Origin of the sequence: Bradyrhizobium iriomotense, assembly GCF_018129405.1 — a bacterium.
Taxonomy (GTDB): Bacteria; Pseudomonadota; Alphaproteobacteria; order Rhizobiales; family Xanthobacteraceae; genus Bradyrhizobium; species Bradyrhizobium iriomotense_B.
In genome coordinates, this window is record NZ_JAFCLP010000002.1 from 117,482 (window position 1) to 140,646 (window position 23,165).

The window sequence follows — 23,165 nt, forward strand, 5'->3', positions numbered from 1 at the left end:
GCACGGTTCCACGCAGGATCGTGCTTGCCGGATTGTTTCCCATGGGAAACAATCCGCCTGAGTGTGTGGCGTTGGTTGCGGGGGGCGTGACATGCGTAAGCAGGACGTTGGGTTCGACTATCACCGCTATCACCGCCTGCTGGCCGAGGCGGACGACGAGGACAAGCGGCTCGCCCTGATCGAGCTCTTGATCGAGGAGAAGGCGCGAGACCGGCTGGCCGCCCAGCGCGCCTCGGATCGCGCCGCCATGACCGCCCAGACCATCGCCACCGTGTTGAGGAACGGCCGCAGCTGAGACGTGCGATCCCGCGACGGCACGCGCGTCGGTGCGTATCGGTTGCGATTCCGTTAGGGATCCCTCGCAATCCGACGTCAAACTTTTTGCTCTAGGAATTCCCTCACCTGATGCAATTCAGGATCAACAAAGGGGGGAATGAACATGAGCATGATTTCGCTCGCCGCGATGCCGGCCGTCGCCGAAACGCGTTTCGCCGCTTCTTCGTTCAAGACCATCTTGCTGTTCTGCTGCGCGGGCCTCCTCGCCTCGTTCGGCCTGATGGCGCGCGGCATCGATCTCGGTGCCGGCCTGATCTGAGGTCGCGACGGATTTCTTCGTGAAATGGCCGCCCCAGGGGCGGCCATTTTCGTCGGCGCTCCCGGCGCGGCGTCTTCGCCGTCGTTCGGCGCGGCGCCTTCGCCAACGCGGCATCTTTGCCGTCGCTCAGCGCGGCGTCTGCGCCGTGGCTTCCGGAAACAACGAATCGATCATCGCCTTGAGCTGATCGATCGAAATCGGCTTGCGCAGGATGGGCCTGCGGCGAAGCAAGGACGGCAGCAATTCCGGCCCATACCCGGTGGCGAACAGGAATGGCTTGCCGCGGCGCTCGATCAGGTCCGCGACGGGATCGACGTACAGTCCCATGAGATTGATGTCGAGGATGGCGAAGTCGTATTGCGCGGTCATCGCAAAGGCGCTCGCGTCCCGGACATTGTCCGCTTCCGCGACGACGTGGTGGCCGAGCTCTGCCACCATGTCGGCCATCATCATCCGGATCAACGCCTCGTCTTCGACCAGGAAAACGGAGAGTCCGTCCGCCATATCAACCCCGCAGTCAGCCTCGCTAAGCTAATCATAACCGAATTGCGCAGAGGATTCACGAATTCGTGGCGAGAGCCGTTAATTCAGGCGCCCGCAATCCGATTCAACTTGATCAATCCAGTCCGCGCTCGTGGCTCAGACGGACCATCTCCTGGATGAAGACCTGCTTCTGCTTGTCATCGAGGCTCGAATAGAGCGGCTCGGCGGCATCGGCGACATTGCGCTGGTCGGCGGCGCGGTCGATCAGGAATTGCGCCTCGTTGCGCATCTGCTCGATGATGTCGTCGGGTGGATCGCGCTTGGCGCGCGCAACCCGCAGGTTGAGTCGCTCTGCACCATTATGTCCCAGGTAGTGCATGGCGCTCGAGAAGCCGTACCAGTGCTTCTCCTGGTCGGGCGTGAGGTTCAATTCGGTCTTGATCCGCTCGATATAGGAATCGCTGTTGGCCACGATCTGCTCGGCGGTCTGTTGCGGCGCGCCGGGCTGGGTGAGGACGGTAACGTCCTTATCCTTGTTGTCCTGCGGCGCGCTCGGCGCGTTCTTGGCTTCCTTGCTCGCCTTGGCGCCCTTGCCCGCCTTGGCGTTCTCCTTGGCGCTCTTGGCATCCTTGTCCTTGCCGGCGCCCTGTTGCTTGGCGTCCTTCGCATCCTTGCTGGCGTCCTTATTAGCATCCTTGGCGGCCGGCGCCTGATTGGCATTGTTATTGTTGCCGACGCCGAGCACGCCGGTGAAGACGCCGACCACACCGCCAATCGCGCCGCCGAGCACGCCACCGACCGGGCCGGCCGCCTTGTTCCCGGCAGCCGCCCCCTCCTGGACGCCTTTGACCAATCCTTGAGCGTTCGCGACTGCGGCAATACCGAGCAGCAACGCGAGCACTGATCCCAGCGCGAGCGATCGTCGCAAGTAATGTCGCGCTAACGGCGCCGGGTTGATCATTCTCGTCTCCATCGTCGAACTGATTGGCCTCTGTCGGGGTGGGACTTACCCCGCCGGTTGCAACATTATCGTTTCCGCCGCTTCGAGGTCCAGACGCGGCCAATTGCTGTCCACGCCCGAAAAGTGTTTCGCGCGAAGCGGTTATGGAGGCTTATTCGGAACTGCGGCGTAATTGCGCACGGATCGCTCCCGACCGGCCGACGCGATGTGTGCGTCGCAAAAAACCAGGGAGAGCGATTCACCTCCGCCGCGCGATGCCAGAGGCACTGCTGCACATTCAGGCACAACGTTAGTTCTAGACGAAGCGCCTTCGGCTTTCTCGACAGACGCGATCAATCATGATCTGATCGCGCTACCAATTTGCCGCGCGGCGCATGATCCAGATCGACGCTGACGGCACCGACAAGAACGACCTACAAGAAACGCCAACAAGAAAATCAAAAGCAAAACTCGGAAGAGTTCAGAGGAAACACCAGAACAATAAAACACCCAAGCGAGGAAACGAGATGTCACGCAAGACACTGACGCGACGTCAATTTGTGGCTGCCACTGCAATGTCCTCCGCGGCGCTGATCACGGCGCCCTACGTCCGGGGCGCTTATGCCGCCGGCAAACTCTCGATCGGCTTCTGGGACCATTGGGTGCCGAATGCCAACGATGCCTCCACCGCCATGGTCAAAGCATGGGGCGAAAAGGAGAAGGTCGAAGTCTCGATCGACTACATCACCAGCAACAACAACAAGATCCAGCTCACGGTCGCAGCCGAGGCCCAGGCGAAATCCGGCCACGACATCCTGCAGATGCCGACCTGGTGGCCGCACGCCTACGCTGAAAATCTCGAGCCGGTGAACGATGTCATGGAGCCGCTCATCAAGCAGAACGGCGAGGTCAACGGCACCGTCAAATATCTCGGTCAGGCCGGCGGCAAGTGGCTCGCCGTTCCCGCAATCCCGGGAAGCCAGATCAAGGGTCCCTGCTCCCGCATCGATCTGATGAAGAAGCATGCCGGCATCGACGTGCAGGAGATGTATCCGGCCGGCGCGCCCGCAAAGGCGGACAATTGGACGTTGGAGACCTTCCTCAAGGCGGCCGAGGCCTGCCACAAGGGCGGCGTGCCATTCGGGATCGGCCTCGGCGAAACCACCGACAGCGTCGACACGGCCGGCGCGATCTTCCAGTCGTTCGGTGCCGAGCTCGTCAACGCCAAGGGCGACGTCACGGTGAAGACCGATGCCGTTCGTCAGGCGCTCGAATATTACAAGAAGCTGATCGCCTTCCTGCCGCCGGACGCTCCGTCCTGGGACGATGCCTCGAACAACAAATGGCTGATCTCGGGCCGCGGCGCGATGATCCTGAATCCGCCGAGCGCCTGGGCGGTCGCCAGGCGCGACGCGCCGCAGATCGCCGAGCAGTGCTGGACGCACGGCATGCCGTCCGGGCCCAAGGGCCGCTTCGCACCCTACCTGCCGTACTTCTGGGGTCTCTGGAGCTTCAGCAAGAACAAGGAAGCGGCCAAGAGCCTCCTCGCCTACCTGTCGCAGCCGTCATCGATCGAAAAATTCGTCGCGGCGAGCGGCGGCTACGATCTGCCCGCCTACGCCAACATGACGACGCTGAAGACCTGGGCCGAGGAAGGGCCGCCGAAGGGGACGCTGTATCACTATCCCAACCCCAACAACCATCAGACGCTGTCGATCGCAGCGTCTCCGGCGCCGCCCAAGATCGCACAGCAGATCTACTTCCAGGCGACGTTGACCAAGATGGCACTGCGCTATGCGCAGGGCGAAAAGATGGAGGCCACGCTCGCCTGGGCCGAAGGCGAGTGCGAGGGCTTCATGCGGAGTTGATGCCGGGTGTGTGCCAGGCGGTTCACGCTCGACGCGTGAGCCGCCACGCATTCCGTGCCGCCGCCAATCGCAGGAAGCCGACCGATCGGGCCGGCTTCGCCAGTCGACAATTTCCGAGAAAGCTACGCCATGGCCGATGTCGTCGTTGAGCAGGGTCAAACAGTCCGTGCGGCGCGCGCGCGCAAGCCGACGAGCCTCCGCAACGTCCTGGGACGAAAATCGACGGTCGCGTTCTTCCTGACGCTGCCGCTGATCCTGCTGATAGCGCTGCTCGTACTCTATCCCGCCGTCTACTCCGTCCACCTCGCGACGCTGAACAAGTCGATGCAGAAGTTCGTCGGCTTCGGCAACTTCCTGTTCCTGTTCAAGCGCGACACGTTCTGGATGGTGGTGAAGCAGTCCTGCATCTTTGCCGTCACGGCCGTGTTCTTCAAGGCGCTGATCGGCTTCATCGTCGCCCATTTCGTGCACAACATTCCGGCCAAGGGGCAGCGCAAATGGCGCGGCATGCTGCTGGTGCCCTGGGTCATCCCGCCCGCGATGAGCACGCTGGCCTGGCTGTGGCTGTTCGACCCCTCCTACAGCGCCTTCAACTACACGCTGTCATTCTTCGGCATCGGCCCGATCAACTGGCTCGGCGACAATTTGTGGGCCCGTTTTTCCGTCATCCTCGTCAACATCTGGTACGGCGCGCCGTTCTTCATGATCATGTATCTGGCCGCGCTGAAGTCGGTACCGGACCAGCTCTACGAGGCTGCAGCGATCGACGGCGCCAACTGGTGGCAGAAGATCTGGTACGTCACGCTGCCGATGATGCGCAACATCATCGCGATCACGGCGCTGTTCTCGCTGATCGTGACCTTCGCCAATTTCGACATCGTGCGCATCCTCACCTCGGGCGGCCCGCTGGACCAGACGCATATCTTCGCGACATGGGCCTTCAAGGTCGGCATCGAGGGCAGCGACATTCCGCTCGGCGCCAGCGTCTCGCTGTTCATGGTGCCGATCCTCGCCATCGCAGCGATCTTCATCCTGCGCGATGTCTCCAAACGCGGGAATGAAGCCTGATGAGCACGCTTGCAATCGACAAGGCCGGACCGTCGCGCAAGGTCAAATATGGCAGCATGAGCCGGGACCGCGCCTGGGCGCTGCGCTGGTCCTACTTCTTCCTGGTGCTGTTCGCGATCTTCTTCCTGACGCCGCCGATCTACATGCTGATCACCTCGCTCAAGAGCAGCGCGGAGATTTCGGCCGCAACCAATCCCTGGTGGGTGTTTCACCCCACTTTGTCGAACTATGTCGAGCTCCTGACCTCCAACCAGTTCCTGCGCTTCTTCTGGAATTCGTCGATCGTCTCGCTCGCCGTCGTCGCCGTCACCATGTTGATCAGCGTCCCAGCGGCCTTCGCGCTGGCGCGGATGAAATTCTGGGGCTCGGCGACGCTGGCGACGGGCGTCTTCCTGACCTACCTGATCCCGGACAGCCTTCTGTTCATCCCGCTGTTCAAGATGCTGGCGCTGGTCCAGGATTACACCGGCATCACACTGCTGAACCGATGGTACGTGCTGCTGTTCATCTATCCGACGCTGACGGTGCCGTTCTGCACCTGGATCATGATCGGCTATTTCGCCTCGATCCCGAAGGAGCTCGATGAGGCCGCCCTCATCGACGGCGCCTCCTGGCTCCAGACCCTGACGCGGATCTTCATCCCGGTCGCGCTGCCCGGGCTGATCGCCGCGACCATCTTCGCCTTCACGGTGTCCTGGGCGCAGTTCCTCTATCCCCTGGTGTTCACGACGTCGGTGGATCAGCTGGTGCTGCCGGTCGGCATCACCACCACACTGATCAAGGGCGACGTGTTCAACTGGGGACAGATCATGACCGGCGCGCTGCTCGGCGCCGCGCCGCCGCTGATCATCTACGCATTCCTGATGGACTACTACATTGCCGGCCTGACCGCCGGCGCGACAAAGGGTTGATGACTCATGGCTGACGTTGCTTTGCGGAAGGTAGTCAAGCGTTACGACGATGTCGAAGCCGTGCGCGGCATCGACCTCGACATCGCCGATCATGAGTTCATCGTGCTGGTCGGCCCCTCCGGCTGCGGCAAGTCGACGACGCTGCGGATGATCGCCGGCCTCGAGGACATCAGCGACGGCGACATCATGATCGGCGGCGACGTCGTCAACGACGTGCCGCCAAAGGACCGCGACATCGCGATGGTGTTCCAGAACTACGCGCTCTACCCGCACATGACGGTCGCCGAGAACATGTCGTTCGGGCTGCGCCTGAAGCACTATCCCAAGGCCGAGATCAAGGCGCGGGTGACGGAAGCCGCCCGCCTCCTCGACATCACCGACCTGATCGACCGCAAGCCGAAGCAGCTCTCCGGCGGCCAGCGCCAGCGCGTCGCGATGGGACGCGCCATCGTGCGCAATCCCAAGGTATTTTTGTTCGACGAGCCGCTGTCCAATCTCGATGCCAAATTGCGCGTGCAGATGCGGATTGAGATCAAGAAGGTGCACCAGAAGGTGCGCACCACCACGGTCTACGTCACTCACGACCAGGTCGAGGCGATGACGCTGGCCGATCGCGTGGTGGTGATGAACAAGGGCCGCATCGAGCAGATCGGCACGCCGAACGAGCTCTACCACAAGCCGGCGACGCGCTTCGTGGCGGGTTTCATCGGCTCGCCCGCGATGAACTTCATCCCGTGCCGGCTCGAGGATGTCGGCGGCACGCTTCAGCTCCGCCTCACCGACCGCATCGCCTTCGCACTGCCGCCGGCCCGCGCCGCGCGCTACAATGCGCTGCCGCGCACCGACAAGCTGCTGCTCGGCATCCGTCCCGAGCATCTCACCGAGTCGCACGCGCATCTTGCGCCCGGCGTCGAGACCTTCGACACCGTGCTCGACGTCACCGAGCCGATGGGGATGGAGACCCTGGTCTATTTCGGGCTCGACGGCACGCCAGTCTGCGGCCGCGTCGATCCCAATGCCGGCGCCAAGGACGGATCTCCCATGCGTTTGGCGATGGACCTCAACAACATGCACCTGCTAAACGAAGAGACCGGCGTCGTGCTGTGACGCCGGCTCAAGAAACACGAGCAGGCAGGGGAGCATGGCGACCAACAAGAAGAAGATTTTCGTTACACAAACCTTGTCGCAAGGAGCACGCGCCCTCCTCACCCAGCGGGACGATATCGAGCTCATCGAGTTTTCCAACCTGATCTCGGCCAAGGACTTCGAGGCCTTGCTGAAGAGTCATGCGCCGGTCCATGGCGTGGCGTTAGGCGCCACCGCCTTCGGCGAGACCGAGCTCGAGGCATCAGAAGACATGAAGGTGGTGACCCGCATCGGCGTCGGCTACGATGCCGTCGACGTGCCCGCCCTCTCCCGCCGCAAGGTGCCGCTGATGGTCGCCGGCAGCGCCAACTCGCCCTCGGTCGCGGAAGCGGCGCTGTTCATGATGCTGACGCTGGCCAAGCGCGCGCAGGAGCTGCATCGCTGCGTCAAGGACGGCACATGGGCCGACCGGCTCGGCATGCTGCCGTTCGACCTCTACGGCAAGACCGTGCTCGTCATCGGCTTCGGCCGCATCGGCAGTCGCACCGCCAAGCGCTGTCTGGCGTTCGAGATGAAGGTCCAGGTCTACGATCCCTACAAGGGAGCTGCCGACATCAGGGCGGCCGGATGCGAGCCGGTCACCGACCTCGACGCCGCGCTTCCTCACGCCGACTTCGTCACCATCCACTGCCCGAAGACGCCGGAGACCGTCGGCCTGTTCGATGCTGACAGGATCGGCCGCCTGAAGCCGAGATCCTACCTGATCAACACCGCACGCGGCGGCATCGTGAAGGAAGCGGCGCTCTATGACGCGCTGATGTCCGGAAAGCTCGCCGGCGCCGGCATCGACGTGTTCGAGGTGGAGCCGCCGCCGGTCAGCAACGCGCTGTTCGCGCTGCCCAACGTCATCATGGCCCCGCACGTCGCCGGCGTCACGGTCGAGGCGGTCCAGCGCATGAGCGAGCAGACCGCGCGCAACATCCTGAGCGTCCTGGATGGCGATCCGATCCGGCAGAACGTCATCAATCAGGACGTGCTGGGCTGAGCCGACCGCCTTCGGGACGCCAGAAAGCGTCCCATTTTGGTGCAGATCGGGCCCCAACTCAGCCTTAATCAAACGCGCCTAATGTTCCCGGCCGCGGCGGCGTGGGACAGACTTGCCGGCCGCGTCGAGTTGGAGGATGGACCCTTGTCAGAGATCGACCCGACCGACCATGCGCTGGCGACCATCGCCAGCATCCTGGAGCACCCCGAGCCCGTTCTCGTCGTCCGCGACACCGAGACGGCGGCCGCTGAAGAGAATGCTGACGTCAACGAACCTTCAGCCGCCGCTGATGAACATCCGGTGGCCGCTGAGCACGAGCATCCCGTGGTCGAAGAACAGCCGCTGGTGCCGGAGCACACCGATGCCGACGGCTACAGCAAGGTCGGACCGGGCCCGATGGTGGCGATCCGTCTCAAATGGACGGTGCATCGCGGCGATGACGGCCAGTACTACGTCCACGAGACCATCGGCGAGCAGTCCGCGCCCGTCGTCAGCGGTCCGATGACGAGCGAGGCCGCCGTGCGTTTCGTCGATGCACACGAGGAAGAGGCGAACAAGCGCTTCGAGCTGCTCCGCAGCGAGATCGCCGGCCGCAGCTCGCTCGCCGATTACGAGCGCAAGGGCGAAGCGTAACGCTCCGGCCGAAGGTCTCCGTACACCTCTCCCGAAGGGAGAGGTCGGAGCGCATCGAAGATGCGATCCGGGTGAGGGGTTAAGGTCTCGCCGGATGTTGCGGCCCCTCACCCGGATTGCTTTGGACGATGCTTCGCATCGCCAAGCGCAATCCGACCTCTCCCCGTCGGGGAGAGGTGGACATCGCGCCTGCTCCTACTTCCTTCCCAAGAAATCCTTCTTCACGAGCTCGACGCCGGCGTGCCGCAACAGGTCGTAGGCGGTCGTGACGTGAAAGAAGAACTGCGGAACGCTGAACGTCAGCAGCAGCGTCCGCCCTGTGAACGGCAGCTCGGTGCCGTTCTTCAGCCTGAAGAACACGTTCTGCTCCGCCGCGGCGTCGATCGCCGCGCGCGGCAGGCTCTCGATGAACTCGATCGACGTCGCGATGCGGGCCTGCAGCCCGGCCATGTCGTGCTCCAGCACCGGCAGCACGACGGGATCGCGCTGCGCCAAGAGGGCCGGCGCAACCGTGGCGTGGCGGCAGGCCTCGCCGACCTGCTGCGCCAGATCGTACATGTTCGGCGCAAGGCGCATGCCGAGCAGCACCGCCGGATTGAACTTGCGGGCCTCGGCATAGGCCACGCCCTTGTCGAGCAGGACGGACAGGTTGCGCAAGTACGGCACGAAGAGGCCGACCGAGGCCTCGTACATCGAAATCGTCACCCCAAGCTTCCTTTCAATTCTGCCTCGCCAGCAACGGGCATCTGGTCTAAATCCAGGTCAGAGGAGCTGTACAATGACAGCTCGGGCATGGGTGGAAAAGAGATGACCGTTCGAATATCCGTTCGCGTTTTGGCGGCTTTGGCCGTGGCGCTGCTGATGAACCTTTCGGCCCACGCACAGCAGGCGGCGCCCTCGCGCCTCGACGAGATCATGAAGCGCGGCACCCTGCGCGTCGGCATGACCGGCGACTACAAGCCCTTCACCTATCTGGACAAGGCCACGCAGCAGTTCTCTGGCTTCGACGTCGACATGGCCGAGGCGCTCGGCAAGGCGCTCGGCGTCAAGGTCGAATTCGTGCCGACGGCCTGGCCGAAGCTGATGAAGGATTTCGAGGCCGATCAGTTCGACATCGCCATGGGCGGCGTCTCGGTGACGCTCGACCGGCAGAGGAAGGGCTTCTTCTCGACGCCGATCATGCGCGAGGGCAAGACGCCGATCGCGCGCTGCGCCGACGTCGGCAAGTACCAGAGCATCGCCGACATCGACAAGAAGGGCACCCGCGTCATCGTCAATCCCGGCGGCACCAACGAGCGCTTCGCGCGCGCCAACATCAAGGACGCTGAGATCACGGTCTTCCCGGACAACACCGTGATCTTCGAGGAGATCGCCAAGGGCAACGCCGATCTGATGATGACCGACGCCTCCGAGACGCGCTACCAGCAGAAGCAGCATCAAGGCGTGCTCTGCGCGGTGCATCCGGAAAAGCCGTTCGACTTCTCCGAGAAGGCCTACTGGCTCCAGCGCGACATGGCGCTCAAGGCCTTCGTCGACCAGTGGCTGCACATTTCCATGGAGGACGGCAGCTACAAGAAGATCTACGCTGCCTGGTTCGATTAAGAGCGTTCCGGTTCGCGTATAGAAAACGCCTCAATGCCGGGATTTTGGCACCTCGTTCCGATCGCTCGGAACGGGGCTCTCTACCGCGTCCTCCTGTCGCTTGCCTCGGCCAAATTGTGGACGGGTTCCCGGCGCATTGAACCCGAACCTACCGGAGCACGACTCATACGGACGACAGTGATCTAGATCACTTTTTGCGATCGAGCCGGGGCGTAAGCGTCGGTCCGGGGACCATCTGCTAGGAGATGCGAAATGAGGAAGCTGTTGGCCACGGCCGCATTCCTTTTGTTGGCGAGCACCGCTGCGCAAGCGCAGTACACCTTCGAATATGGCGGGCGCACAATCCGCATCGATCCAGACCGCGGCACGGTGCAGATTCCCGGCGTGTACGACAACACCGGCCAGGGCAAGGCCAAGAAGGCCAAGAAGAACGAGACGAGCCCGGGCCAGCAGGCGCCGCAGGAGGCCAAGGCCGATCCGCAGGCGCCGGCCGCACCCGCGCCTCCACCTGCTGCCGCAACAGTACCTCCAGCAGCCACGCAGGCTCCCGCGCCCGTCGTGGCCGCACCGCCTCCCGCGCCATCTGCACCACAGCCGGCGACTGCCACTGCTGCGCCGGCCGCTACGGCTGTCGCGCCTCCTACCGCACCGCCTCCGGCCCCTGCTCCCATCGAGCAGCAGGCAGCTCCCGTGGCACCGCCCGCGCCGCCGGCCGCTGCGGCTGTTGCGCCGCCTGCGCCCCCGCCGCCAGCCCCGGCCGCGGCTGCGGCACCTCCGGCGCCGCCTCCGCCCGCCGCTCCGCCAACTGCGCCCACGCCGGTCCAGTCCGCCGCAGTCGCCCCGCCCGCTCCGGCAACCGCGCCCACGCGTGATCTCAATTCACCGCTCGGGGTCTGGCTCACCGAGGAGAAGGAAGGCAAGGTCCGCATCGAGCAGTGCGGCACCAATCTCTGCGGCTATTCGGTCGACAGCAAGTCGAACCAGAACGGCGAGCAGGTTCTGATCAACATGAAGCCCGGCAAGGACCAGAAATGGTCCGGCCGCATCCTCGATCCCAACAGCGGATCGACATACGACTCCACGATCGCCATGAAGGGCACGGACAGGCTGCGCGTGCAGGGCTGCGCCTTCGGCGGCATGTTCTGCGGCGGCCAGACCTGGACGCGCGTGAACTGATTTCGGCTTCGACGCTCTGACCAAACAAGGGGCCCGCGATCCGGGCCCTTTGCTTTGTCCGCGGCGTCATGACGACGTGCGCCACCTCACAGAGCCTGCTGCAGGCGTGAGCCCCCTCACATCGCCGGTTCCGCGCGCCGTGTCACGTTCCCCTGCATGGTCAACCACAGGGGCGTGCCATGAACGGCATTCGCAAAGGTCTCTTCGCTACCCTTCTCGCCATCGCCTTCCCGCTGGCGCAGGCTTATGCTGCGACAAGCACTTTCGACGGCACATGGAATGTCCGGATCTCGTCATCGAGCGAGACCTGCGGCAACGGCGCAACCGTCGCGATCGGCATCAACAACGGTCAGATTGCATCGAGCAGCGCCGCAGTGAACGCCTCCGGTCGCGTGGCGGATGCCGGCAGCATCAACGTCACCCTGAGCAGCGGCATCAAGCGCGCGGTCGGCTTCGGTCACCTCAGCGGGACCTCGGGCTCCGGCACCTGGCGAGGCGCGCTGTGCACGGGCACATGGACGGCCGAGCGGATGTAAGTCGCCGTGTCCCGGCTCGGCGACGCATCGCCAAGGGCGATGCGTCTTGTCCGGGGCACGAGACTAACCCAACGCCGCGCCGTACTCCGCGTCCGTCACCGGCTCCAGCCAGGTCGAATAGACGCCGTCGAGTGCTTCCTGCATCGCGATGTGGCACATGCCGTTGGTCGGCGACGCCCCGTGCCAGTGCAATTCACCCGGTGGAATCCACACGGTGTCGCCGGGGCGGATCTCGCGGATCGGCCCGCCCTTGGACTGGACGCGACCGACGCCGGAGATGACGTAGAGCGTCTGCCCGAGCGGATGGTGGTGCCAGTTGGTGCGTGCGCCCGGCTCGAACGCGACGCGCGAGCAGTTCAGCCGCGCCGGCGCGGGCGCCATGATGACGGGGTCCTGCCATACGGTGCCGGTGAAGTGTTCCTTGGGCGCGCGGCGGGTCGGCCGCGTGCCTGCGACGGTGATCTCCATGGGGTCCTCGCTTCCGTTACTTCTTGCTGGCGGCGTAGCGCGCCTTGGTCTCGGCGTTCATGGGATAGAGGCCCGGCAGCACCGCGCCGTTGTTCACCTCGTTGACGATCCAGGCTTCCATCCGCTCCTGTTCGACGCCCTCGGCGAGAACGTGGTCGAGCATCGCCTGCGGGATCAGCACGCAGCCGTCCTGGTCGGCGACCACGATGTCGTTCGGGAATACCGCAACGCCGCCGCAGCCGATCGGCTCGCCCCAGCCGACGAAGGTCAGGCCCGCGACCGACGGCGGCGCGGCGTAGCCGTCGCACCACACCGGCAGGTTGGTGCCGAGCACGCCCTCGACGTCACGCACCACGCCGTCGGTGACGAGCGCAGTGACGCCGCGCTTGACCATGCGCGCGCAGAGGATGTCGCCGAAGATGCCGGCATCGGTGATGCCCATGGCATCGACCACGGCGATGCAGCCGTCCGGCATCGCCTCGATCGCGGTGCGGGTCGAGATCGGCGACGACCAGGATTCCGGCGTCGCCAGATCCTCACGCGCCGGCACGAAGCGCAGCGTGAAGGCAGGCCCTACCAGGCGCGGCAGGCCCGGGCGCAGCGGGCGCGCGCCGCGCATCCACACGTTGCGCAGGCCCTTTTTCAGCAGGACCGTGGTGATGGTGGCAGTGGTGATGCCGGCGAGGGTCTTGCGGGCTTCGGGGGACAGCGACATGGACGAGAACGAGCTCCGGATAGGCGGGAAAAGAACGCGCGCATCTTGCGAGCCGGGCGCTTTCCGTCAAGGGCCAAAAGACCCACAAGAATGCAGGGCCGCAGCGCCGTTATGCGACGCGATAACAAGGCTTTATCGCGGACCCCTGCATTAATTTATTGGACTTGCGGGCGCATTTACGCGAAGCAGGGACAAGCGGAACTCAACGCTGAGCCCGCGTTTCCCGAGAAGCCCGATTTCGACAGCGCTTTGACAGCTCAATGGCCGCGACGCTTCCCCCGCCCCGCCTCCTGCCTAGTGGCGACAGTGCCGTCACGGTCGAGTTCAGCCGCACCATCGACGACGACGCCAACCAGCGCGTGCTGGCGCTCGACAAGGCACTCGCAGCGAGCCCCATCGACGGCATCACCGAGACGGTGCCGACCTATCGTTCGCTGCTGGTGCATTACGACCCCGGCAAGATCGGCTTCGACGCGCTCGGTGAAAAGATCCTCCCGATCGCCACCCGGCCGCTGCCGCCGGCCACCAGGGCGCGGCGCTGGCGCATTCCTGTCGCCTATGGCGGCGAGCATGGCATCGATCTCGAGGATGTCGCCAAGGCGCTCAACACCACGCCTGATGACATCATCGCCCGGCATGCCGGCGGCGACTACAAGGTCGCGATGATCGGCTTCACGCCGGGCTGGTCCTATCTCAGCGGCCTCGACAAATCCCTGCACATGTCGCGGCGGCAGTCGCCGCGGCTGCTGACGCCGGCCGGCACCATCTCGATCGGCGGCGTCCAGGCCGGGATCCAGTGCCTGGCCGCCCCGAGCGGCTGGCACCTGCTCGGCCGCACGCCTGTCAGAACCTATCAGCTCCACCGCAATCCGACCTTCCTCACCGAACCCGGTGATCACGTGACTTTTTTCGCCATCGACCACAAGACGTTCGAGGACATGGACCGCGCCGCCGAGGCCGGCGAGATCGTCGCCGAGCAGGTGGTCGCATGAGCCGGCTCATTGTTGCCAGCATCGGCCCTGCCAGCTCGGTTCAGGACGGCGGGCGCCACGGCGCACAACGCTACGGCCTGACGGTCAGCGGAGCGATGGATCGTCTCTCGCTCGCGGCGGCGAACACGCTGGTCGGCAATGAGGTGCTCTCCGCCGCTGTCGAGATCGGCCCGTTCGGCGCGACGTTCACCGCGCGTGACGGCGCCGTGCGCGTCGCGATTGCTGGCGCGCCGCGCAATGCCGATGTCGCGGGGCGGCCGGTGGCGATGGACACATCGGTGACGCTGAAGGACGGCGAGACACTGACGCTGGGTTTTGCCCGCGGCGGCGCGTTCACTTATCTGGCGATCGAAGGCGGCATCAAAGGCGAGCCGGTGTTCGGCAGCCTCGCGGTGAATGCCCGCGCCGGCCTCGGCAGCCCCTACCCGCGCCCGCTCCAGGCCGGCGACGAATTCACGGTCGATGCCGCGAGCGGCGCGCCGGAGCTGCGGATCGAACTGCCCAAGCCTGCGATAGGTCCGATCCGCGTGCTGCTGGGGCCGCAGGACGACGAGTTCGACGACGCCAACAAGGCGCTGTTCTTAGGTAGCGAATGGAAGATCTCGGCGACATCGGACCGCATGGGCTATCGGCTCGAAGGGCCCGCGATCAAGCACCTGCACGGCCACAACATCGTTTCCGACGGCACGGTCAACGGCAGCATCCAGGTGCCCGGCAACGGCTCGCCGATCGCGCTGATGATGGACCGCGGCACCTCCGGCGGCTATCCGAAGATCGCGACCGTGATCACGGCCGATGTCGGCCGCTTGGCGCAGACCTCGGCGGGAACCGCGTTCCGCTTCAAGCAGGTCGGCATGGCGGAGGCGCAGGAGGAGGCACGCAAGTTCGCCCAACTGATCCGCAGCCTCGCGGACCGCCTGCGTTCCTCCGACACCGTCGAGCTCAACATCGAGGCGCTCAGCGATGCTAACGTTGCCGGCTACGCGGTGAGCGCGGTCGACGCCGGGACGTGGCAAGTCACGGCGGAACCGTAGCGGCAACAAGACCAGAGGCGGAGAGCAACCATGACGACGATCGATCTCAATTGCGACCTCGGCGAAGGGTTTGGCGCGTGGGAGATGGGCAACGACGCCGCGATGATCGAGCTCGCAAGCTCGGTCAACGTCGCCTGCGGCTTCCACGCCGGCGACCCCGACATCATGCGCCGAACGGTGGAGCTTGCGAAAGCGCGCGGCGTCTCGGTCGGCGCTCATCCCGGCTATCGCGACCTGCACGGCTTCGGCCGGCATCCGATCGCGGGGCTCAAGGCCTCCGAGATCGAGAACCTCGTCGCCTACCAGATCGGCGCGCTGCAGGCGATCGCGACCGCGGCCGGCCACAAGGTCACGCATGTAAAGGCGCATGGCGCGCTTTCCAACGTCGCCTGCGAGGACGACATGACGGCGAAGGCGATCGCCGCCGGCATCAAGGCGGTCGATCCCAGCCTGATCTTCGTCGTGCTCGCCAATTCGAAACTGGTGAAGGCCGGTGAAGCGGCCAACCTGCCGATGGTCCACGAGGTGTTCGCCGATCGCGCTTATGAGGACGACGGCAATCTCGTCTCGCGCAAGAAGCCCGGCGCGGTGCTGCACGATGCGAAAGTGATCGCCGACCGCGTGGTGCGCATGGTGCAGGATGGCGCCGTGGTGTCAGTGACGGGCAAGGTCATCAAGATGCGCACGGATACGGTCTGCATCCACGGCGATACCCACGGCGCGGTCGAGATCGCGCGGACTTTGCGTCAGGCATTGAAGGAAGCGGGGATCGAGGTCGCTCCGTTCAAGCGCGGGGCTTGATCAGAACGGATGCACCGACAGCGTGCCGAACACGATCGCTGCGATCACGGCAAAGGCGCTGTAGAGCGCCAGATGATGGGCGCTCGCCCCGGTGCGACGCGAGAGCGAGCGCGCGTAGAAGTGCAGCCTGGCTTCCGCCGATAGTTCGCGCATGGTCGATCTCCAACGCCCCATTTGTGGGAGTATGAAGGATCAACCCTGGCGGGAGGCAAGACGGTGGCGGAAATAGCGATGAGGGTTCTCCGGAGAGGCCCCATCGGAGGGGTAAATTCTTCCGCCGCCCGGGTTCCGAGAATCTTATTCGTTAGAATCTGAGCCAGCTGGAACCGCCGCGGATGACGATGGGATGACGGTCGGAACCTGGGACTTCAGGGCCGGTCCAACAAAAATGTCGAAAACAACCCCATGCACAGTAGAAACCGGATTCGGCCGTGCGGCCCGGCGGTTGCGCCGCCAGGCCGATTTAGGCTGATCCGCTCGCGCCTTAGTAGACGTCAGCCTGGAAGCGGCCGGTCTTCTTGAGTTCGGCGACAAAGCTGACCGCCTCATCGGTCGAACGCGCGCCGAACTGGGCGACGATGTCGACCAGCGCGCGCTCGACGTCCTTGGCCATGCGTTTGGCATCGCCGCAGATGTAGAGATGCGCGCCTTCGGCGAGCCAAGTCCACAGCTCGCGGCCGACCTCGCGCATGCGGTCCTGCACATAAAACTTCTTCTCGCCGTCGCGCGACCAAGCCAGCGACAACCGGGTCAATTGACCCGAGGTCTTCATCGCATTGAGCTCTTCCTGGTAGAAGAAATCGCAATCGCTGCGCTGATGACCGAAGAACAGCCAGTTCTTGCCGGGCGCACCGGTCGCCTTGCGGTCGAGCAGGAAGGCGCGGAATGGCGCAATGCCGGTGCCGGGGCCGATCATGATGATGGGCGTCTTCGGGTCCTGCGGCAGGCCGAAATTGTGCGCCTTCTGCACGTAGACCTTGAGCTTCTCGCCTTCGTTGATGCGCTCGCCGAGGAAGGTCGAGGCAACGCCGATGCGCTTGCGCTTGCCGATCACGTAACGCACGGAATCGACCGTCAGCGACAGTTTGCCCGGCGTCGCATTGTGCGAGGACGAGATCGAATAGAGCCGCGGCTGCAGCGGCTCCAGTGCCTCGACGAAGGCCTCGGGATGCGGCCGCGTGCCGGAAAACTTCTGCAGCGCCGCCATCACGTCGAGCGTCGCCGCATCGCCATCGGGATCCTCGCCCTGCGCCAGCGCCCGCGCCTTCTCGCGCTGCGCGCCGCCGGTGATGAAGGAGATCAGCTCGAACAGCGAGTCCGGCGCCGGCGACAGCGAGACGTCGTCGATCAGGACCTCGCGCAGCGTCTTGCCGTTGACCTTGGTGGTGTGGGAGGCGCCGAGCAGCGCGATGATCTGGTCGACGAGGCCGACATCGTTGCGCGCGAACACGCCGAAGGAATCGCCGACCACGTAGTCGAGCTTGCTCGCGGAGAGATCGAACTCGATGTGATAGGTCTCCTTCTCCGACTTCCCCTTGTTGAGGAGACGGCGGGACAGGAAGGTCGCCTCGGTCGGATTGTCGCGCGAGCGGCCGGGCTCGGCGATGGTCACGGTTACGGCGGGCGCGGCGACTGCGTCCGTCTTCTCCGGTGCTTTCGCCGCGGGCGCCTTGTCGAGCTCCTCGTACAGCGATTTCAGCATCCGCGCGGTTTCCTTGCCGCCGGGAACGCAGAGATTGAGCCGCGCTTCGCTACGGCCCGCGATCGCTTCCGAATAGTCGTGGCAATTGTAGCCGCACTGGCCGCAATCCTGCTGCGCCATCGCGGCCATCATCTTGCGGCGGACGGGGCGGCCCTCGGCGAGCTTCATCCGGTCGGCGATCGGCATGGTCTGGTCGTGCCATGGCGCTTCGCCGTCGTCGCCGTCCCCGGCCGGCATGACCGCGGCGCCCTGCTCCGCCGACAGCGGCGTTGCCACATCAGGCGACAGCAGTCCGGCAAAGAAGCCGTTCAGCCAGGAGCGCTGCGCATCGGAGAACGGCGCGCTGGCGGGAATGATGTCGAGTTTCGGCGGAGGGGTGATCTGGTTCATGCGGACACCTGTGCATCGGCAAGCTTGCGCAGCGTTTCGCCGTCGTGGCGGCGCGCAAAGGAGAGGAAGGTTTCGTCGGGCGAAGAGCGATGGGCGAGATAGGCCTTGAGCAGCGCCTCGACCGTCTTCGGCGCGTCCTCGGCCTTGAGGTCGTGATAGACCTCCTGCCCGACATCGGCGTCGGGGCCGAACCCGCCGCCGGTAAAGAGGTGATAGCCCTCGACCGTGTCCTCCTCGTTCACGGGCACGCGCGCCCCGATCAGCCCGATGTCGCTGATGTAATGCTGCGCGCAGGAATGGTGGCACCCGGTCAGATGGATGTTGACCGGCTTGTCCATGGCGACGCGCGGCTCGCACCAGTCGCCGATCTCGGCGGCATTGCGCTTGGTGTTGGACGCCGCGAAACGGCAACCGGCATTGCCGGTGCAGGCAATCAGACCGGCACGGATGTGCGAGGCTTCGACCGCGAGCCCGATCTGCTTGATCGCCGCGATGGCGAGCTCGACATTCTCGTCACGCACGCCCGAGATCAAAAGGTTCTGCCAGACTGTGAGACGGATCTCGCCGTCGCCGAGATCGCGCGAAACCTTGGCAAGGCCGCGCATCTGGTCGCAGGTGAGCTTGCCGAGCGTCAGCGACACGCCGATCCAGTTGAGGCCGTCCTGCTTCTGCTTGTGCACGCCGATATGGGCCGTGCGATCCGCTGCGGGCCGCGGGAGAAATGCCTCTTCCGGTACACGCGCGAAAGGCGTCTTCAGCCGCTCCTCGACCAGCTTGAGGAAGCCGTCATGGCCCATCGCGTCGAGCACGTATTTCAGCCGCGCCTTGTTGCGGTTGGTGCGGTCGCCATGGTCGATGAAGACGCGCACGATGGCGTCCGCGACGGCGGTCGCCTGCTCCGGCTTGACGATGATGCCGGAATATTTCGCAAAATCCTTGTGGCCGGTGATGCCGCCGAGGCCGAGTCGGAACCAGACGCCGGGCTCGACGCCGAAGCCGTCCTTCACCTCATAGGCGGTGAAGGCGATGTCGTTGGTCTCTTCCAGCACCGCGATCTTGCCGGCGCCGTCGAAGGCGACGTTGAACTTGCGCGGCAGCCCGTAGAGCGCGCGGTCGTTGAGGATGTGATAGTGCCACTCGCGCGCATAGGGCCGCGTGTCGATGATTTCCTGCGGATCGATGCCGGCGGTCGGCGTTCCCGTCACGTTGCGGATGTTGTCGGCACCGGAGCCGCGCGAGCACAGGCCGAGATCCTGGATGCCCTCGATCATTCTGATCGCGTGCTTCGGCGGGATCTCGCGCAGCTGGAGATTGGCGCGCGTGGTGACATGGCTGTAGGGACCGCAGAGCTCGTCGGCGAGATCGGCAAGGCCCGACAGCTGCCAGTGCTTCATGATGCCGTTGGGGATGCGCAGGCGGCACATGTAGGAGTCCTGCGTCGGCGCGACGTAGAAGATGCCGTAATAGCGCCAGCGGAAATTGTCCGCAGGGCTCGGCGGGGTGTTGTCGAGCGCCTGCTGGCGAAGGCGCGGATAGGCATCGAAGGGATGCTCGTCGCGCTTGAACTTCTCCTGGTCGGCGAGCTTCTTGCCCGACGCGATGACCTTGTCCTGCGCCTTGATGTGCACGGCATCAGGGCCGGTCGGCTCGGCATTCGCCTTGCCGCCGCCACCGCCAAGGCCGCGACCGACGCGGCTGATCTGCAGGCCGGTCGTGAAGCCTTCGAGATAGCGTTTCTGCTCGTCGGTAAAGTCGACTGAGACCGTATCGATTTTCATGGTCGGTAACGAAGCTCCTGCGGCCACCTAGGTGGTATCGACGGAAAATTGTGTGACCCGCGGGGAACTCGGCTGGCGGCTTAAGCCAGCTTCGCAACCCGACGGTCCAATCAGCTTCGTTGCTGTGGGACTTGGCTCAGCAGGCACCAATGACAAGCTGGCCGCAGTGCAACATACAAGTTGCGTGCCAGCTTTCACAAAAGAGAAAATCCTGATGTTTCAACGGAGTACGGGTCGCCCCGGAAAATCCCGGTCCCGGAACTCACACGAAATTCGAGCACTCGGCCCAAAATTTAGCCGTTGCCGCTCATCGCCTAAAAACGATGCAGGAGGCGAATCAGGCCTTCCAGCGCCCGACCTCGAAGGCTTCGAGGTGCCCCCGGATGTTGTCGGGATCGAAAGCGGGTCCGGCGAACGCGCCGAATGGCGCGGGCGCCTCAGCGGGCGGCGGGCGGCCGACGGCTGCGTCGTAGAGATCCGGCCTGAACACGGCCATGGCCGTCTTGACGCCGTCAGGCGTGAGCGCCGTTTGCCCCCAGCGCACCATCTGGGCGTAGAGCCAGGCGGCCTGGACCGGCTCGGGGCGCCCTGCCCCTTCGCGCCCAACGAGGAGATAGCGGGCGCTTTCGCGGAAGGTGCCGTCCGGCGAGATCTTCAGGCGTCCCGTGAGGGTACGCTGGATGACCTCGGCATCGACGCCGATCCGCTCCGGCTGCGCCAGAATCTGCGCCGCCTCGGTGAGGTTCGCAGGCTGCTCGATGAACTCGGCGCCCTTCACGGCCGCACGCACCAGGCTAGCGACCACATCCGGATTCTTGTCGGCCCAGACCTGACGGACCGCCAGCACCTTCTCGGCGGCGCGCACGAGGATATCGGAGACAAAATGCAGGATGTGCCCGATGCCGAGATCGACCGCGACTGAATTCCAGGGCGCGCCGACGCAGAATGCATCGACATGGCCGCTCTTGAGGCTGTCGACCATAAAGGGCGGCGGCAGCACCACGAGGCGCACGTCCTCGTCGGGATCGACGCCGGCCGCCGCCATCCAGAACCGCAGCTGGTAATTGTGGGTCGAGAACGGGAAGGTCATGCCGAAGGTCAAAGGCTCCGCGCCTGCCTCGCGACGCTTGGCGACCACCTTCGCCAGCGCCTTCGCGGTGACCAGCGGATCGAAACGGTCGCCATCGATCTCCTCCATCAGCGCGGCATGCAGCGTCGGCGACACCGTGATCGCATTGCCGTTGATGCCGAGATTGAAGGGCGCGGCGATCGGCACCTTGACGTGGCCGAGCCCGAGCGAGGATGCGATCGCGACGGGCGCCAACAGATGTGCCGCGTCGAACAGGCCGATATTGAGCTTGTCGCGCACATTGGACCAGGACACCTCGCGCACCAGCTCGACGTCGAGCCCTTCGGCGGCGGTGAATCCCTTGTCGACGGCGACGATCAGGGCTGCGGCATCGACCAGCGGGATGAACCCGATGCGGAGCGGTCCGGTCATTTCAGCATCTCCGATGCGGTGATGATCGACTGGGCGATCTCGCCGATTTTCTTCTTCTCGCGCATCGCAGTCGAGCGCAGCAGCACATAGGCCTCGTCCTCGGTGAGGCCCTTCACCTTCATCAGGATGCCCTTGGCGCGCTCGATGATCTTGCGGTCCTCGAGCTGCGACTTGGTGCGCTCGAGCTCCTCCTGGAGTTTCGCGAAAGCGTTGAAACGGGACACGCAGAGGTCGAGGATCGGCTTGATGCGCTCCTTCTTCAGCCCGTCGACGATGTAGGCCGACACCCCCGCCTCGACCGAGGCCTGGATCGAGGCTGAATCGCTCTGGTCGACGAACATCGCGATCGGCCGCTTCACGGCGCGGCTGACCTGGAACATCGCCTCCAGCACGTCGCGGCTGGGGTTTTCCAGATCGATCAGGATGATGTCGGGGTCCACCGCATAAATACGGGCGAGCAGACTCTGCATCTCGCGGATATGGACGACCTGGGTGAACCCGGCCTCCCGCAACCCCTCCTCCAGGATCGCAGCCCGGATCGGGCTCTCGTCGACAATCACGATTTTGGGCGACTGTTCGGCGCTCATGGCTCACTCACGGCAGGTGATTCATCCATAGCACGCCGGAGGGCCATGCAAAGGGTTGTAATTATGGGCAATTGGGACTAGCTCAGGCCGGTCAATCAGGCAGATCAAATATGGATCAGACGGCTGCGCCCAAGGTCAGCTTCGTGTCGCTCGGGTGTCCGTGAGACAACGAATGTAAACTCTTGAGCCGCCCACTCCCAAGGAAAAATGGTGCCCGAAGGCAGCTGTCATCTGGACCATCAACTCGTCAGAGCGTGCACTCATTAATGCGAGATGTCGGCTTCCGGATGCGAAGCAGAACTCATGTGCTCAATCCGAGCTTCACCGGTCGTGGACCCACTTCCGACCAGTACCGGCGGGCTCCCGTCCGCCTATTCTCACTAATACTAATCCCTGCTCAGGGCTTAATAATCGCCCCTATTCCTCCAACGTCACTTAGGTGGTGCGTCGCAAGCTGATTTCGAAGCGCCGGCTCAGTGCGAGCTTTTGACGCGGCTGGGATGCCTCAAAGTGATCCACGCGCCGATCGGCTTTCCTTTACCATTTAGACGATCAAAGACGGCCTTGGCTGAATTTGATCAAGACGCACGCTGGCGTGCCTTTCAGTGCGAGGTGTCGCGTGACGCTAAGCTCAGTCGCCACAACCTGATCCTCCGGGCCGTCATCGATATTGCGGTGAGGCTTCTGACGCGTGCCGGCGTTTTCGAGAGGAGGAAACCTCATGAACCCCAAGCGTAGCGCAATCGGAATGTTCATCGCGTCATGCCTCATCGGGACCGTGACGCTTCTGCCGCAAGATTTGCAAGCTCAAGATGCAAAGGTAAAGACGGCGATGGAGACCATGGAGTCGATGGCGCACAAACTCGGCCCACCAAAACTTGATGGGACGGATTCCGTCGCTGGCAAGGAGGTCCCTGCCATCTACTTCGGTTCAACGAAGATGAACAACAATTTTGAATTAGTGGATGATGTCGTGAAACAAGCTCAAGGCACGGCCACGATCTTCGTGAAGAGCGGCGACGAGTACGTACGGGTTGCGACGAATGTGAAAAAGGACGATGGCTCGCGAGCGATCGGCACCGTTCTGGATCCGAAGGGAAAAGCGATTGAATCCATTAGGAAGGGAGAAGCCTTCTATGGAGAGGTCGATATCCTCGGCAAACCTTACATCACAGGCTACAAGCCAATACGGGACGCATCGCAAAATGTGATCGGAATCTACTACGTCGGTTACATGAAATAGATTGCGGCGTG

General features: G+C 64.1%; 25 protein-coding genes. 15 read left to right on the forward strand and 10 right to left on the reverse strand.

Features of this window, described 5'->3' with window-relative positions; all coding sequences use genetic code 11:
- The first annotated feature begins 91 nt into the window (after positions 1-91).
- Together JQ592_RS05230 and JQ592_RS05235 are read left to right on the forward strand one after the other, a co-directional pair.
- Positions 92-295, forward strand: a complete 204-nt coding sequence (locus JQ592_RS05230) for a hypothetical protein (protein ID WP_211401857.1) — start codon at positions 92-94, stop codon at positions 293-295.
- Positions 296-439: 144 nt separating this feature from the next.
- The gene (locus JQ592_RS05235) at positions 440-595 is read left to right on the forward strand and encodes a hypothetical protein (RefSeq protein WP_211401858.1); all 156 of its coding nucleotides are present in this window, start codon (positions 440-442) and stop codon (positions 593-595) included.
- Positions 596-721: 126 nt separating this feature from the next.
- Here JQ592_RS05235 and JQ592_RS05240 read toward each other — a convergent pair whose 3' ends face one another.
- Both JQ592_RS05240 and JQ592_RS05245 read right to left on the reverse strand, forming a co-directional pair.
- Complete coding sequence (locus JQ592_RS05240) at positions 722-1,099, reverse strand: response regulator (protein ID WP_211401859.1); 378 nt, start codon at positions 1,097-1,099, stop codon at positions 722-724.
- Positions 1,100-1,211: 112 nt separating this feature from the next.
- The gene (locus tag JQ592_RS05245; protein ID WP_211401860.1) at positions 1,212-2,039 is read right to left on the reverse strand and encodes a Spy/CpxP family protein refolding chaperone; all 828 of its coding nucleotides are present in this window, start codon (positions 2,037-2,039) and stop codon (positions 1,212-1,214) included.
- A gap of 506 nt (positions 2,040-2,545) precedes the next feature.
- Here JQ592_RS05245 and JQ592_RS05250 point away from each other — a divergent pair.
- The 6 genes from JQ592_RS05250 to JQ592_RS05275 all read left to right on the forward strand — a co-directional run bounded on the left by JQ592_RS05250 (position 2,546) and on the right by JQ592_RS05275 (position 8,629).
- Positions 2,546-3,886 (forward strand): ABC transporter substrate-binding protein, encoded by a 1,341-nt coding sequence (locus tag JQ592_RS05250; protein ID WP_211401861.1) that lies wholly within the window; start codon positions 2,546-2,548, stop codon positions 3,884-3,886.
- A 129-nt stretch (positions 3,887-4,015) separates the two neighbouring features.
- Positions 4,016-4,954 carry a carbohydrate ABC transporter permease gene (locus JQ592_RS05255; protein WP_211401862.1) on the forward strand — a complete coding sequence of 313 codons (939 nt, stop codon included), beginning with the start codon at positions 4,016-4,018 and terminating at the stop codon, positions 4,952-4,954.
- Positions 4,954-5,865, forward strand: coding sequence for a carbohydrate ABC transporter permease (locus JQ592_RS05260; protein ID WP_211401863.1), 912 nt, complete (start codon positions 4,954-4,956; stop codon positions 5,863-5,865). The genes JQ592_RS05255 and JQ592_RS05260 overlap by 1 nt, the downstream gene beginning before the upstream one ends.
- Positions 5,866-5,871: 6 nt before the next feature.
- On the forward strand, positions 5,872-6,972 hold the full coding sequence (locus JQ592_RS05265) for an ABC transporter ATP-binding protein (RefSeq protein ID WP_211401864.1): 1,101 nt from the start codon (positions 5,872-5,874) through the stop codon (positions 6,970-6,972).
- A 34-nt stretch (positions 6,973-7,006) separates the two neighbouring features.
- A complete protein-coding gene (locus JQ592_RS05270) occupies positions 7,007-7,996 on the forward strand; it encodes a hydroxyacid dehydrogenase (RefSeq protein WP_211401865.1) in 990 nt (329 codons plus the stop codon).
- A gap of 144 nt (positions 7,997-8,140) precedes the next feature.
- Entirely contained in the window at positions 8,141-8,629 is a 489-nt protein-coding gene (locus tag JQ592_RS05275) for a hypothetical protein (RefSeq protein ID WP_211401866.1), read from the forward strand.
- A gap of 195 nt (positions 8,630-8,824) precedes the next feature.
- Here the strand turns inward: JQ592_RS05275 and JQ592_RS05280 are convergent, their stop codons facing one another.
- Entirely contained in the window at positions 8,825-9,322 is a 498-nt protein-coding gene (locus JQ592_RS05280) for a DUF1993 domain-containing protein (RefSeq protein ID WP_211402510.1), read from the reverse strand.
- A 114-nt stretch (positions 9,323-9,436) separates the two neighbouring features.
- Here JQ592_RS05280 and JQ592_RS05285 point away from each other — a divergent pair, with 114 nt between their 5' ends.
- The 3 genes from JQ592_RS05285 to JQ592_RS05295 all read left to right on the forward strand — a co-directional run bounded on the left by JQ592_RS05285 (position 9,437) and on the right by JQ592_RS05295 (position 11,943).
- Positions 9,437-10,231 (forward strand): transporter substrate-binding domain-containing protein, encoded by a 795-nt coding sequence (locus JQ592_RS05285; RefSeq protein WP_211401867.1) that lies wholly within the window; start codon positions 9,437-9,439, stop codon positions 10,229-10,231.
- A 252-nt stretch (positions 10,232-10,483) separates the two neighbouring features.
- Complete coding sequence (locus tag JQ592_RS05290) at positions 10,484-11,407, forward strand: DUF2147 domain-containing protein (RefSeq protein ID WP_211401868.1); 924 nt, start codon at positions 10,484-10,486, stop codon at positions 11,405-11,407.
- Positions 11,408-11,586: 179 nt separating this feature from the next.
- Positions 11,587-11,943, forward strand: coding sequence for a hypothetical protein (locus JQ592_RS05295; protein ID WP_211401869.1), 357 nt, complete (start codon positions 11,587-11,589; stop codon positions 11,941-11,943).
- A 63-nt stretch (positions 11,944-12,006) separates the two neighbouring features.
- On the opposite strand, the gene JQ592_RS05300 is transcribed toward JQ592_RS05295, so the two are convergent.
- Together JQ592_RS05300 and JQ592_RS05305 are read right to left on the reverse strand one after the other, a co-directional pair.
- Positions 12,007-12,411, reverse strand: a complete 405-nt coding sequence (locus JQ592_RS05300) for a (R)-mandelonitrile lyase (RefSeq protein WP_211401870.1) — start codon at positions 12,409-12,411, stop codon at positions 12,007-12,009.
- 16 nt (positions 12,412-12,427) lie between these two features.
- The gene (locus tag JQ592_RS05305) at positions 12,428-13,126 is read right to left on the reverse strand and encodes a ribonuclease activity regulator RraA (RefSeq protein WP_211401871.1); all 699 of its coding nucleotides are present in this window, start codon (positions 13,124-13,126) and stop codon (positions 12,428-12,430) included.
- 260 nt (positions 13,127-13,386) lie between these two features.
- Here JQ592_RS05305 and pxpB point away from each other — a divergent pair, with 260 nt between their 5' ends.
- Genes pxpB through JQ592_RS05320 form a run of 3 tightly spaced genes read left to right on the forward strand, consistent with a single transcriptional unit; the run spans position 13,387 to position 15,953 of the window.
- Positions 13,387-14,118 carry a 5-oxoprolinase subunit PxpB gene (gene pxpB / locus JQ592_RS05310; protein ID WP_211401872.1) on the forward strand — a complete coding sequence of 244 codons (732 nt, stop codon included), beginning with the start codon at positions 13,387-13,389 and terminating at the stop codon, positions 14,116-14,118.
- The gene (locus tag JQ592_RS05315; protein ID WP_211401873.1) at positions 14,115-15,152 is read left to right on the forward strand and encodes a biotin-dependent carboxyltransferase family protein; all 1,038 of its coding nucleotides are present in this window, start codon (positions 14,115-14,117) and stop codon (positions 15,150-15,152) included. The genes pxpB and JQ592_RS05315 overlap by 4 nt, the downstream gene beginning before the upstream one ends.
- 30 nt (positions 15,153-15,182) lie before the next feature.
- Complete coding sequence (locus JQ592_RS05320) at positions 15,183-15,953, forward strand: LamB/YcsF family protein (protein ID WP_211401874.1); 771 nt, start codon at positions 15,183-15,185, stop codon at positions 15,951-15,953.
- On the opposite strand, the gene JQ592_RS05325 is transcribed toward JQ592_RS05320, so the two are convergent.
- From JQ592_RS05325 to JQ592_RS05345, 5 genes are all read right to left on the reverse strand, one after another.
- Entirely contained in the window at positions 15,954-16,106 is a 153-nt protein-coding gene (locus tag JQ592_RS05325; protein ID WP_035666020.1) for a hypothetical protein, read from the reverse strand.
- A 331-nt stretch (positions 16,107-16,437) separates the two neighbouring features.
- Entirely contained in the window at positions 16,438-18,045 is a 1,608-nt protein-coding gene (locus JQ592_RS05330; RefSeq protein ID WP_211401875.1) for a sulfite reductase subunit alpha, read from the reverse strand.
- Complete coding sequence (locus JQ592_RS05335) at positions 18,042-19,823, reverse strand: NirA family protein (protein WP_211401876.1); 1,782 nt, start codon at positions 19,821-19,823, stop codon at positions 18,042-18,044. The genes JQ592_RS05330 and JQ592_RS05335 overlap by 4 nt, the downstream gene beginning before the upstream one ends.
- Before the next feature lie 337 nt (positions 19,824-20,160).
- Positions 20,161-21,324, reverse strand: coding sequence for a CmpA/NrtA family ABC transporter substrate-binding protein (locus tag JQ592_RS05340; RefSeq protein WP_211401877.1), 1,164 nt, complete (start codon positions 21,322-21,324; stop codon positions 20,161-20,163).
- Positions 21,321-21,911, reverse strand: a complete 591-nt coding sequence (locus JQ592_RS05345) for an ANTAR domain-containing response regulator (protein WP_008564898.1) — start codon at positions 21,909-21,911, stop codon at positions 21,321-21,323. The genes JQ592_RS05340 and JQ592_RS05345 overlap by 4 nt, the downstream gene beginning before the upstream one ends.
- A gap of 721 nt (positions 21,912-22,632) precedes the next feature.
- Between JQ592_RS05345 and JQ592_RS05350 the strand changes: the two genes are divergently transcribed.
- Positions 22,633-23,154 carry a Cache 3/Cache 2 fusion domain-containing protein gene (locus tag JQ592_RS05350; protein WP_246820181.1) on the forward strand — a complete coding sequence of 174 codons (522 nt, stop codon included), beginning with the start codon at positions 22,633-22,635 and terminating at the stop codon, positions 23,152-23,154.
- Positions 23,155-23,165: the final 11 nt, after the last annotated feature.

Coding starts and splice junctions, on each gene's coding strand:
- JQ592_RS05270 (WP_211401865.1), top strand. CDS start 7,007: ATGGCGACCAACAAGAAGAAGATTTTCGTTACACAAACCTTGTCGCAA.
- JQ592_RS05350 (WP_246820181.1), top strand. CDS start 22,633: ATGAACCCCAAGCGTAGCGCAATCGGAATGTTCATCGCGTCATGCCTC.
- JQ592_RS05295 (WP_211401869.1), top strand. CDS start 11,587: ATGAACGGCATTCGCAAAGGTCTCTTCGCTACCCTTCTCGCCATCGCC.
- JQ592_RS05250 (WP_211401861.1), top strand. CDS start 2,546: ATGTCACGCAAGACACTGACGCGACGTCAATTTGTGGCTGCCACTGCA.
- pxpB (WP_211401872.1), top strand. CDS start 13,387: ATGGCCGCGACGCTTCCCCCGCCCCGCCTCCTGCCTAGTGGCGACAGT.
- JQ592_RS05315 (WP_211401873.1), top strand. CDS start 14,115: ATGAGCCGGCTCATTGTTGCCAGCATCGGCCCTGCCAGCTCGGTTCAG.
- JQ592_RS05255 (WP_211401862.1), top strand. CDS start 4,016: ATGGCCGATGTCGTCGTTGAGCAGGGTCAAACAGTCCGTGCGGCGCGC.
- JQ592_RS05330 (WP_211401875.1), bottom strand. CDS start 18,045: ATGAACCAGATCACCCCTCCGCCGAAACTCGACATCATTCCCGCCAGC.
- JQ592_RS05340 (WP_211401877.1), bottom strand. CDS start 21,324: ATGACCGGACCGCTCCGCATCGGGTTCATCCCGCTGGTCGATGCCGCA.
- JQ592_RS05265 (WP_211401864.1), top strand. CDS start 5,872: ATGGCTGACGTTGCTTTGCGGAAGGTAGTCAAGCGTTACGACGATGTC.
- JQ592_RS05320 (WP_211401874.1), top strand. CDS start 15,183: ATGACGACGATCGATCTCAATTGCGACCTCGGCGAAGGGTTTGGCGCG.
- JQ592_RS05245 (WP_211401860.1), bottom strand. CDS start 2,039: ATGATCAACCCGGCGCCGTTAGCGCGACATTACTTGCGACGATCGCTC.
- JQ592_RS05285 (WP_211401867.1), top strand. CDS start 9,437: ATGACCGTTCGAATATCCGTTCGCGTTTTGGCGGCTTTGGCCGTGGCG.
- JQ592_RS05300 (WP_211401870.1), bottom strand. CDS start 12,411: ATGGAGATCACCGTCGCAGGCACGCGGCCGACCCGCCGCGCGCCCAAG.
- JQ592_RS05345 (WP_008564898.1), bottom strand. CDS start 21,911: ATGAGCGCCGAACAGTCGCCCAAAATCGTGATTGTCGACGAGAGCCCG.
- JQ592_RS05240 (WP_211401859.1), bottom strand. CDS start 1,099: ATGGCGGACGGACTCTCCGTTTTCCTGGTCGAAGACGAGGCGTTGATC.
- JQ592_RS05335 (WP_211401876.1), bottom strand. CDS start 19,823: ATGAAAATCGATACGGTCTCAGTCGACTTTACCGACGAGCAGAAACGC.
- JQ592_RS05230 (WP_211401857.1), top strand. CDS start 92: ATGCGTAAGCAGGACGTTGGGTTCGACTATCACCGCTATCACCGCCTG.
- JQ592_RS05305 (WP_211401871.1), bottom strand. CDS start 13,126: ATGTCGCTGTCCCCCGAAGCCCGCAAGACCCTCGCCGGCATCACCACT.
- JQ592_RS05280 (WP_211402510.1), bottom strand. CDS start 9,322: ATGTACGAGGCCTCGGTCGGCCTCTTCGTGCCGTACTTGCGCAACCTG.
- JQ592_RS05290 (WP_211401868.1), top strand. CDS start 10,484: ATGAGGAAGCTGTTGGCCACGGCCGCATTCCTTTTGTTGGCGAGCACC.
- JQ592_RS05260 (WP_211401863.1), top strand. CDS start 4,954: ATGAGCACGCTTGCAATCGACAAGGCCGGACCGTCGCGCAAGGTCAAA.
- JQ592_RS05235 (WP_211401858.1), top strand. CDS start 440: ATGAGCATGATTTCGCTCGCCGCGATGCCGGCCGTCGCCGAAACGCGT.
- JQ592_RS05325 (WP_035666020.1), bottom strand. CDS start 16,106: ATGCGCGAACTATCGGCGGAAGCCAGGCTGCACTTCTACGCGCGCTCG.